12 protein-coding genes are annotated in these 9,479 nt (G+C 43.3%); 5 read left to right on the forward strand and 7 right to left on the reverse strand.

Going from position 1 to position 9,479, the window contains the following annotated elements; all coding sequences use genetic code 11:
- The first annotated feature begins 2 nt into the window (after positions 1-2).
- Complete coding sequence (locus tag VIM89_RS07485; protein WP_488155522.1) at positions 3-644, forward strand: response regulator transcription factor; 642 nt, start codon at positions 3-5, stop codon at positions 642-644.
- Here VIM89_RS07485 and VIM89_RS07490 read toward each other — a convergent pair.
- From VIM89_RS07490 to VIM89_RS07500, 3 genes are read right to left on the reverse strand one after another with little or no spacing between them, the layout of a single operon-like run.
- The gene (locus VIM89_RS07490) at positions 641-1,720 is read right to left on the reverse strand and encodes a winged helix DNA-binding domain-containing protein (protein ID WP_488155523.1); all 1,080 of its coding nucleotides are present in this window, start codon (positions 1,718-1,720) and stop codon (positions 641-643) included. The genes VIM89_RS07485 and VIM89_RS07490 overlap by 4 nt on opposite strands.
- Complete coding sequence (locus tag VIM89_RS07495; protein ID WP_488155524.1) at positions 1,717-2,019, reverse strand: chaperone modulator CbpM; 303 nt, start codon at positions 2,017-2,019, stop codon at positions 1,717-1,719. Before VIM89_RS07495 ends, VIM89_RS07490 begins: the two co-directional genes overlap by 4 nt.
- A 49-nt stretch (positions 2,020-2,068) precedes the next feature.
- Positions 2,069-3,010 (reverse strand): DnaJ C-terminal domain-containing protein, encoded by a 942-nt coding sequence (locus VIM89_RS07500; RefSeq protein WP_488155534.1) that lies wholly within the window; start codon positions 3,008-3,010, stop codon positions 2,069-2,071.
- A 102-nt stretch (positions 3,011-3,112) separates the two neighbouring features.
- Here VIM89_RS07500 and VIM89_RS07505 point away from each other — a divergent pair, with 102 nt between their 5' ends.
- The 3 genes from VIM89_RS07505 to VIM89_RS07515 all read left to right on the forward strand — a co-directional run bounded on the left by VIM89_RS07505 (position 3,113) and on the right by VIM89_RS07515 (position 6,096).
- Entirely contained in the window at positions 3,113-4,114 is a 1,002-nt protein-coding gene (locus VIM89_RS07505) for a hypothetical protein (RefSeq protein ID WP_488155525.1), read from the forward strand.
- A gap of 94 nt (positions 4,115-4,208) precedes the next feature.
- Entirely contained in the window at positions 4,209-4,622 is a 414-nt protein-coding gene (locus VIM89_RS07510; protein ID WP_488155526.1) for an ester cyclase, read from the forward strand.
- 175 nt (positions 4,623-4,797) lie between these two features.
- Entirely contained in the window at positions 4,798-6,096 is a 1,299-nt protein-coding gene (locus VIM89_RS07515) for a hypothetical protein (RefSeq protein ID WP_488155527.1), read from the forward strand.
- 55 nt (positions 6,097-6,151) lie between these two features.
- On the opposite strand, the gene VIM89_RS07520 is transcribed toward VIM89_RS07515, so the two are convergent.
- The 4 genes from VIM89_RS07520 to VIM89_RS07535 all read right to left on the reverse strand — a co-directional run bounded on the left by VIM89_RS07520 (position 6,152) and on the right by VIM89_RS07535 (position 8,491).
- Positions 6,152-6,865: a Type 1 glutamine amidotransferase-like domain-containing protein gene (locus tag VIM89_RS07520; RefSeq protein ID WP_488155528.1), complete on the reverse strand. Its 714-nt coding sequence runs from the start codon at positions 6,863-6,865 to the stop codon at positions 6,152-6,154.
- 210 nt (positions 6,866-7,075) lie between these two features.
- Complete coding sequence (locus VIM89_RS07525; RefSeq protein ID WP_488155529.1) at positions 7,076-7,558, reverse strand: SRPBCC domain-containing protein; 483 nt, start codon at positions 7,556-7,558, stop codon at positions 7,076-7,078.
- Between the two features lies 1 nt (position 7,559).
- Positions 7,560-8,168 (reverse strand): DUF998 domain-containing protein, encoded by a 609-nt coding sequence (locus VIM89_RS07530; RefSeq protein WP_488155530.1) that lies wholly within the window; start codon positions 8,166-8,168, stop codon positions 7,560-7,562.
- Positions 8,168-8,491 carry an ArsR/SmtB family transcription factor gene (locus VIM89_RS07535; RefSeq protein WP_488155531.1) on the reverse strand — a complete coding sequence of 108 codons (324 nt, stop codon included), beginning with the start codon at positions 8,489-8,491 and terminating at the stop codon, positions 8,168-8,170. Before VIM89_RS07535 ends, VIM89_RS07530 begins: the two co-directional genes overlap by 1 nt.
- Before the next feature lie 207 nt (positions 8,492-8,698).
- On the opposite strand from VIM89_RS07535, the gene VIM89_RS07540 reads away from it, so the two are divergent.
- A partial coding sequence (locus VIM89_RS07540; RefSeq protein ID WP_488155532.1) for an ABC transporter permease occupies positions 8,699-9,479 on the forward strand: 781 nt, incomplete at its 3' end.

Below are 9,479 nucleotides of genomic sequence, written 5' to 3' on the forward strand. Positions count from 1 at the left end.
AAATGACAACAGAAAAAATAAGCATTGCTATTGTGGACGATCACACGCTGTTCAGAAACGGGGTAGCCGGATTGATGAGCGAGTTTGATGGACTGGAGGTGGTTTTTGAGGCCGAAAACGGTCAGCAGATGCAGTATGCCTTAGCGAAACATGCATTACCCGATGTGGTACTAATGGACATTAACATGCCGGTAATGGATGGGTACGATGCGACAAGCTGGCTAAAGAAAAACTATCCGCAGATAAAAGTTTTGGCGCTCAGCATGTTTGAGGATGATAAAGCTGTGATTAAAATGATCAAGAGCGGTGCCAGTGGCTATGTGCTGAAGGAATCGAAACCAGGGGAATTGCTGGATGCCATAAAAACCATACATACCAAAGGTGTTTACATCAATGACATGGTTTCGGGTAAACTGATCCGTACAGTGGCAGATGATGAAGATGCCCCGGACTTTACTAAAAAGGAATTGGAGTTTTTGCGCCTTTGCTGTTCGGAGCTCACCTACAAAGAAATAGCTGATAAAATGTTTGTTAGTCCGCGCACGGTAGATAACTATCGTGAAGCACTGTTCCTGAAGCTGAACCTGAAATCAAGAACCGGTTTGGTGCTTTACGCTATACAAAACCAGATATTTACCTTCTAAATATTTATTGTAAAATCTTTTAACTGCAGAAATTTAGCGTAACGTTTTGCTGCGGCTTCGATAGCTGTTTGATTTGCTTTGCTTAATGGCTGGAAGGGAATAAGTTCAATATCTACTTTTGATTTCCCGATAAAACGTTTCCATATTCCAATAACCTTCCCGTTTACCACAATGGTATGATTGAAAATGGTTCCGCGTGGGTCAGCCTTGTTGACGTCGGATGCAGCTATGGTGGCGCTTCTGTCTTTATAGCTTACAATGTATTCGTCATAATTCGGCAGCAGAAAAGTGGCCGGTGATTTACTTTTGGATAAATTTTGCTGTTCAGCAAACCAGTAAATATTACCATTTAACTCTGCGCTGGTTAATTTATGCTTTATTGCTTCAAGCCCGGCTTTTGCGTCAATTACAGTTAATCCGCTCCACCATACATAATCCTGCAACGTGGCTGGCCCGTGTGAAGTAAAGTACCGTTCGGCTAAAGCAACCAGAGCTTCCTGTTTATCAAAAGGTTTAGTTGCCGGTACGCGTTCATCTAACAAAGCATAGGTGAATTGTTTCCCCTTGCGACCACCGCTACATACCAAACCGATAAGCTCCATCTGCATCATGATATGGATAAAACGCTGCTCATTCGTGGCGACTCCTGCCTGTTCCAATGCTTCTGCAATCTCATCACGCGTCAATTGCTTGCCGCCTTCAATCACTTTCAGGATAGCCTTTTCACTTTTGGAGAAAACGATGTGGTCGAGTTGGTGCTGCCTGTGCTGAGTTCCGGCAATGGTCATAACCCTGGGCGCAGTCAACTGAATCACCCAGCGAACATCTTTAGGGTGAACAAAGTGCCAGGTGGGTCGCATTACATGGGTACGGATGATGTCGCCATTGGTAAAGGCATCTTCAATGGTTTTGTCGGTAGCTCCTTTAAGCCGCTGGGCAATTGCCCATTTGGCGCCCGCATAATCTTGTGATTGGATGGCGCCCATGTAGTATACCAGATCAGCAGGTTGGGTAAAGACAGGAGAGGCCAGGTGCTGGTTCAGCAAGCGCAGTTCGCGGATTTCGGCTATGGTCATTTTGGGTAGTCTTCTTCATAAAGTCTAAGCCTGTTTTTCAGTGTCCGCATTTCCTGGTGCATAGTCTCTACGCGGTCCAGAAGGTGTGTGATCGCTTCAATTCCTGGCAGGTTAATATCAAGCTCATGATGCAGGCGCACCATTTTTTCAAGACGCTGTAGCTGAGTTTCAGGGATAAACTCACCCTTGTCAACAATAGTAATCTCGATGAGACCCGCATCGCCCAGTGAACGGACAAAGGTATGCTCAACCTCGTGCCAGGTACAAAAATCGGTGGTAGATATCAGGGTCGTTGCCATAGCCTTAAAATTCTAAATACTAATTTCTAAACTCTAAAATCTTTCTGCTTTAAGCTTTAGTCTTTTCGCTTTCAGCTAGTTCAGTAAATAACTCTTTTTGTTTATCAGTAAGGTTAGTGGGTATTTGCACTTCGTAGGTGAGGTACAAGTCGCCAAACTGCCCTTCCTTCTTATAAACCGGGTAGCCTTTGCCTTTCAGTTTTACTTTGGTTCCGTTTTGGGTGCCTGCAGCTACTTTGAGCTTCACCTTTCCGGTCAAAGTATCTACAGTGATCTCGCCGCCTAAAACTGCTATATAAAGGTCGATCTGCTTATTCACATACAGATCAGCGCCCGAACGTTTAAACTGCGGATCGTTCGCGATAGCAAAACTAATGTACAAATCACCTGCCGGACCGCCATTGCTGCCTGGTCCGCCGTGGCCGGCGATTTTGATGGTCTGCCCGTTCTCCACTCCTGCGGGAATGGTGATGCGTATCTGTTTGCCGTTAACGGTTAAGGTTTGTTTATGGGTCTCAGCCGCTTCGCGGAAACTCAGGTGCAACTCGGCTGTAAAATCTTGTCCGCGGTATTTAGCCTGTGCATGTGAACGACCGCCACCGCCAAACATCTGCTGGAAGAAATCGGAGAAGTCGCCACCACCGCCAAAGTCTTCATAATTTTCAAAGCCCTGCCCGAAGCCACCTCCAAAGCCGCTGTACTGACCACCGCCATATTGCTGCCGGTTTTGCTGCTGCTGACGTGCATATTGTTCGTGCTCCTCGCCGTGCTGCCAGTTCTCGCCATACTTGTCGTATTTCTTGCGCTTTTCAGCATCGCTCAAAACCTCATTGGCCTCGTTTATCTGTTGAAACTTTTTGTTGGCTTCGGGGTCATTGGGATTAAGGTCGGGATGATATTTCCGGGCCAGCTTGCGGTAAGCGGCTTTTATATCCTTTTCGGATGCACTTTTATCCAGACCGAGTATTTTGTAATAATCAATAAAGGCCATATCCAGGTATCTGTACAACCTAAACCTGTGAGTGGCGGTTTAAGTTTTGATGAGTATAAAATTAGCACTTTATGTTTAATTTGGCCCTTAATAGCATTTACTATGAAGACATTATTATTAGCAATCTTTTTTACAGCTTTTTCTTACCTGTGTTTTGCCCAACAAATCTATGCACCATCAGCAGCTTTACCGGCTAAAAATCTGGCCATATTCGGCAGAGGTCTGTATCCGGGCGATGATAGCACATATAACTTGTTAAAACATAGCGGATTCAACACGCTGCTCTTATCCAGTTTTTATATTCATGCGGATGGCGACCTTTATTCCGGCGATTCTCATCAGCCTATTATTCATAACGGCAAATGGGTGGGAGATTCTTCTTACGTAAGAAGGGTGACTGATCTTAAAATAAAATCTTCTATAACCCGCATTGAAATTTTACTGGAAGGGCGCTGGTACGGACAGCCGCCGAACACCTATGATTTCATCCGTGATTGGTATGACTCAACTAAGACTGTATCAGGTATCGTGACTGGTATTGATGAGCGTAGTACCTTATATAATATCTGTAAAGTGTTAAAAGAAGTGCTGGGTGCAGATGCTTTTTGTATAGATGATGAATCCGTGTATGACAGCCCCTCAATTATTGCAATGGGCAAGATTGCAGCAAAGCTAAATATGCATATGACATTATGCCCTTTTACGAAATACGAATATTGGGACGATATTTTAAAGTCGTCTGATGCAAATGTAGTTGATGCTTTGTATTTACAGTGTTATGATGGCGGAGCTAAAAACGATTTAAAGGACTGGGTAAATGCGCTGAAATGTAAGCAGCCGATATATCCGATATTTATGGCACGAGGTTCTTTTAGCACATGCAGCACTTATAAAGGAAGTAAGTCTGTAGCAGAGATCAAGGCACAGTTGAAAGACTTTAAGAGGGATTATCCGGAAATGAGCGGTGCTGCGATATGGCAAATGCAAGATTTGAAAAATTTTGTAAAAATGGGATGCGCTGTAAAAGATCCAACCTCCGGAGATGCGAAAGATGTGGCCCAGTTTTTAAGTGAGTTGAAGAAGGCTTTGAAAAGGGGGATATAGATATTACGCTTACTGTCCCGCTAAAAAAATCGCAATGAAAAGTTTTTACAGTTATATTTAAGACATTAATTGTTAATCACCAACGCCTTCCCATATGAGCCCCGAAGAAAACAAAAAAATTATTGGTCACTTTATTGACGAAGTGATAAACAGGAAAAATTTGAATGCTGCTGATGATATTGTAGCTGAAGACTTTATTGAGCACGTACCATTTCCTGGACAGCAACCCGGGAGAGAAGGGCTAAAATTTGTGCTTAATGCAATGTTTACCGGATTTCCTGATATGAATTGGACGGTTAATGAACAAATAGCCGAAGGTGAAAAGGTCGTAACCCGATTTACATGGACCGGAACTCATAAAGGTGAATTTATGGGGATACCACCTACACAAAAAAGGGTAGAAGTATGGGGAATAGTTATTGATGTTGTTAAGGACAATATATTTTCTGAAAGCAGAATAATAATGGACAGTATTGGATTATTGCAACAATTAGGGGTGATGCAATAGCCTTTTAAAAATTTCTTGACGCGCAATTATGCAAGGTAACTAGAGACTACCAGTTTATTAGCAAACTGAGGACTTCGGGAGGTTTTTTTAGTTCACGAATATTTTAAGCAGATAGGGACGAATATACGGTAACGAATTTTTGCTTATATTAGAGCTTTTAAAAAAGCTAAGCCTTATGCAATACAAAATAGTCTTAACACTATCATTGTTTATCCTTTTTATAGTCTCCTGTAAAAAAAATAACCCTGTACCACCTAAGGCAACACCCGAGATATCAGGCTTTAATATATCAACAAAATATGTTGGGGATGCTACTTTTCTTATTCCCAAGTTAGCAAGCAATAGTAACGGTGCGTTTACTTATTCAAGTAGTGATCCTGCCGTAGCCAGTATAAAAGGGGATAGTATTCAAATCAATGGAGCAGGTACTGTTACTATAACCGCAATGCAGGCGGGAACAGCATCATATAATACCGGATCTATCACAACATCTTTTAAAGTTCTGCCAAGTGTTTATATTACTGGATGGGCATACGGATCATCCGGAGATCAGCCAATGTATTGGCGAAACGGAATCGCCACTAACCTATCTGGGCTTGGCACCACTAATGGTATCTTTATACACAACAACGACGTTTACATAAGCGGAAATATCCAAATAGATGGTGCGGGGTACGGCGGATACTGGAAGAACGGAGTACCTCACCCTATACAACAAAACGGCATAGTGAATGGTATAGCGGTCCTTGGCGATGATGTTTATGCTGTTGGCTATATTCAGACGCCAGCATATGATCTAACTGCTACTTTGTGGAAAAACGATGTGGCTATACCATTAACCAACCCTTTTTCGTGTTGTGGCGTAGTAAGTTCATCAATGGCCTGGGCAATTGCAATAAAAGACAATGTAGTTTACATCTCAGGAACATCATTCAATCCTTTCCAATTAGGGGCGGCAACAATATGGAAAACAGATGGCAGTGCTGTTGCACTCACGACTCCCAATATGACAACCTTAACGGATACTGTTTCTACTGCTTATGGGATAACATTCCAGGGGAATGATATGTATATTTCAGGCTCAGTTGGCACGGGATATGGCAGCAGCGATTATTTAGGCTATTGGAAGAATGGAACTTTTTTTGCAAGTAAATTACCATCTCACCCCTACCCAAACAATACCTCAATTGTAATAAATGGAAGTGACGTATACACTGCCGGAATTGATGGGGCAGATGGCGTCCTGTATGCTGCGTATTGGAAAAATAATGTAGAATCTATACTTGCCACACATGCAACCGCGACAGGCATTGCATTTTCCGGAAGCGATATGTACGTTGTGGGTACTACTTTAGCAGTCAATAGCCTCACATCGCAACCAAGTCCGGTTTATTGGATTAACGGAACGCTTGTAAATTTGCCGACGCCGGTACCAAACAATACAATGGCAACGTCTATCTTTATCCGGAACTAATAAATCCTCAACGCTGGTTATAAAAACATCTAATGGAATTATCTTTAGGACGACTCTAAAAAAGTTCCCAATGTCCCTCTGAGATCACTTCAATCGTATTATTCTCCACTTTAACAGCGGTTTGCTCGTCAATGGCGTACACCGGAACACCTATTTTAGAGGCCCATACAGGTGCGTTGGCTTCCGAAGCCTCTCTGTGATTTTCATTTCTGTAGTGGGGGATAATAGCGAAGTTGATGAAGCCCGCGCCACGAGCAGTCACCAGGGTAGCGGTGAAGGTATCATAATTGATTATTTCAGTGCTGATGGAGGAAGCTATGGTTGTTGGCGGATTGCCATAAGATTCGGCGAACAGCTCGCTGGTGGCCATGGCACCGGCACTTACACCTACATAAACCAGTTTGTCGAGTGTCGGCAGGAAATCAGCGAGACCGGATTCGCGCAGCCAGTGACTGAGAAACACCGGATCTCCTCCCCACACTAACAGTGCGTCTGCTTCACGAAGGGTTTGCTGCCATATTCCTTTTTCTATACTGGGAAGCATGGTGAGTTCGAAAATACCCAATGATTTCCAACCAAGTTTGCAGATGGGTGAGCCGAGTTCTCCGTTAATGGCTTTCCACACGAATTGCGGCCCGCCGGCAAATGGATACATGCCCGTAGGAACGAAGAGTGCGTTGGATTCGGCAATAGACTTGCCTAAAAGGCCGGTTAGGGCGTCTTGAATACTTTGATTGCTAATACCGCTGGAGGTTAAGAGAAGTTTCATGACCTGTTTTGGCAAAGATAATTACCGAAAATGAATGCTGTAAGGGACAGACGCGCCAAAACGACGGGCGGTTTGAGCCAAAAAGTATAATGGATGTTCATAGAAGCAAAATATTCCAGCAAATGGTCGTATCTTAGCGCACCACTTATTGTTTAAATTAAGACAGAGAATATAAAGATAGATTAATCCTCCCGGATTGACCGGCAATGGCTATAAAGTAGGCAACAACCGGTCCAACTTGATAAACATATCTCTCACACCGCTATCCATACCGCTTTTCACGATAGCATCCCTGACCGTTGTGGTAGGACAAATTTGATGCATCGTCAATTTCGTGCGGTTATCGGAAAGCTCATCAAATGTGAGTATTTCCAAAACCACATTGCCACGTTCGGGCAGATCCATGTATTCGCCGGTCTGGATGATGCGTAAAGGGGTGGTCAGCTCATGGATCACACCTGAAAAAGTACACACAATTTTGTCGCCTCTTTTACAACTCCAGTTATAATGGCCACCACTCCGGTAATCTTGTGAATTAAAGACGAGGGTTAGATCAAAGGGAGCATAAAATTGACATAGGATATCCGGGTCGGAAAAAGCTTTGAAGACATTTTTTCGTGGCGCATCAAATTCCCGTATAATAAATAGTTCCTGTGCGCCGGGTTCGGCGATGATTTGAGTTTCTGGATTCATATCAGTGATTTACTTGTTGATTTCGTTTGATCTGTATATCGGCCACAATAACCAGCCAGATGTGATAGCAAAAGAATAAGATGCGCGAAGGATACCCGATGGGGACATTCGGACCCACCGCATTTTTCCCTAAAGGAATGATATATAAATTCAAATGAACAATAAAGCCGATCAAGGCTAATATCGGCAGCAGTCCGATCCATTTCCCGAGCCCCTTATTGCCCTTTCGAAAACAAATAAACCCAGCTGCCACGGGTAATAAAATCATTGCTGAAGTGCCGCAAATGGTATGAATCAGGGTAGTCGTGATCCGCATATCCGGCGGGTAGGGATTAGTCACAAAAAGGCCGACACCAACAGTGCCCAAAAAACAGATCAGCAAAATGAATCTGCCCGTCTTTGGCTCTTTTAATGCCAAAGCTAAACAGAGGTAAGCTAAGGCCGATAGTTCAAAGGCCGTTTGCATCAGCCAGCCGAATCGTCCTATTGCCCACTCACTGATGGTGGTAGAATAGACGGGAAGGTCAGGTCGCAAATAGATCAATAAGACTTGGAGCAGCTCGTAAAGTACAGCCAGTACAATAGCCAGTTTAGCGGATAGTGTTTTCATTACTCTTCGTTGTTCATTTGTTTTAAAATACCATCCAGTTTACTAAATCTGTTCTCCCATAATTGCTGGAACGGTTTCAGCCAATCGGCTATCGCTTTCATATTTTCGGGTTTAAGTTCATAATGCACTTCGCGTCCCCGCTCTTGTTGCGATAGTAATCCGCATTCAGTGAGTATCTGCAAATGCTTGGAAATAGTGGAACGTGTGCTGTTAAATTCGGCGGCGATGGCACCCGCAGTCATAGCTTGCGCCATCAATAAGGTAAGTATCGCTCTGCGGCTTGGGTCGGCAATAGCCTGGAATACATCTCTTCTTGTAATCATTATGTCGTCATTTGACGTCAAATATAATAATATACAGTCAAATGACGTCATATTTTTTTAAAAAATTTATATTACTTTAGGCATTGCCAATTCAGCCTGAAATAAGATTCGATATCCGGAATTTTATCGGATGTTATCTTATCATCCTTGCAACGAATTCCCGGTCTGAAGCGTCTTTTAGCAGGTAAAGTCTAAACCCTTGTTTTTATGGAAGAGCATGTTTGGTCACTGGTCGAGCTTTTTATTTCGGGAGAAGCAACTGATGCTGAAATAAACGAATTAGCCTACCTGTTAGGCACGCATCGTAATTTACTGGACCCGGTAAAAGAATTCCTGACCGAATACAAAGACCCCGACCCCAGGATTACTTCGCTCCAAAAACAGGCACTATTAAACAAAGCGGAAAATGTGAGTAAGGACTTTGCCCGGTTAAGCCGTACAGAAAGCCCGTATCGCAACGGGCGTGTTGTTAATGGTTATCATATTTCACGGCGGCACAATCGTTCAAAAATCAGATTGGCAGAAAAGATCAGGAATGAAGTCCGGATTCTTAATATGCTGTTTAAAACCACTTACAGGCAAATCCGCCAAAATAAAGCTATATCCTTTATCAATATCAGCGGGCTGACGATCGGCATGACGACAGCTATACTCATTTTCCTATGGGTGGCAAATGAACTCAGTTATGACAATTTCAACATTAACCGCGACCGTATTTACCAGGTTTTTAGCCAGAACACAATTAACGGAAAGCTGGAAGCTGATGGGGGACTGCCTTCTATACTGGCGCCTGTATTGAAGTCCAGCTATCCGCAGGTGGAAGAGGTTAACCGTCTTTCGGGGGTAGGGTCTTTTGTCCTGAAAAATGGGGATAAGCGTTTTGAGGGTAAAGGACTGTTGACGGATGCAAACTTTTTCAAATTTTTCAATTATCCATTTTTGAAAGGCAATCCTGCTACTGCACTCAAGGGCCCGCACACTATAGTGT

The organism is Mucilaginibacter sp. (genome assembly GCF_036568825.1).
Classification (GTDB): Bacteria; Bacteroidota; Bacteroidia; order Sphingobacteriales; family Sphingobacteriaceae; genus Mucilaginibacter.

Coding starts and splice junctions, on each gene's coding strand:
- VIM89_RS07485 (WP_488155522.1), top strand. CDS start 3: ATGACAACAGAAAAAATAAGCATTGCTATTGTGGACGATCACACGCTG.
- VIM89_RS07490 (WP_488155523.1), bottom strand. CDS start 1,720: ATGACCATAGCCGAAATCCGCGAACTGCGCTTGCTGAACCAGCACCTG.
- VIM89_RS07495 (WP_488155524.1), bottom strand. CDS start 2,019: ATGGCAACGACCCTGATATCTACCACCGATTTTTGTACCTGGCACGAG.
- VIM89_RS07500 (WP_488155534.1), bottom strand. CDS start 3,010: ATGGCCTTTATTGATTATTACAAAATACTCGGTCTGGATAAAAGTGCA.
- VIM89_RS07505 (WP_488155525.1), top strand. CDS start 3,113: ATGAAGACATTATTATTAGCAATCTTTTTTACAGCTTTTTCTTACCTG.
- VIM89_RS07510 (WP_488155526.1), top strand. CDS start 4,209: ATGAGCCCCGAAGAAAACAAAAAAATTATTGGTCACTTTATTGACGAA.
- VIM89_RS07515 (WP_488155527.1), top strand. CDS start 4,798: ATGCAATACAAAATAGTCTTAACACTATCATTGTTTATCCTTTTTATA.
- VIM89_RS07520 (WP_488155528.1), bottom strand. CDS start 6,865: ATGAAACTTCTCTTAACCTCCAGCGGTATTAGCAATCAAAGTATTCAA.
- VIM89_RS07525 (WP_488155529.1), bottom strand. CDS start 7,558: ATGAATCCAGAAACTCAAATCATCGCCGAACCCGGCGCACAGGAACTA.
- VIM89_RS07530 (WP_488155530.1), bottom strand. CDS start 8,168: ATGAAAACACTATCCGCTAAACTGGCTATTGTACTGGCTGTACTTTAC.
- VIM89_RS07535 (WP_488155531.1), bottom strand. CDS start 8,491: ATGATTACAAGAAGAGATGTATTCCAGGCTATTGCCGACCCAAGCCGC.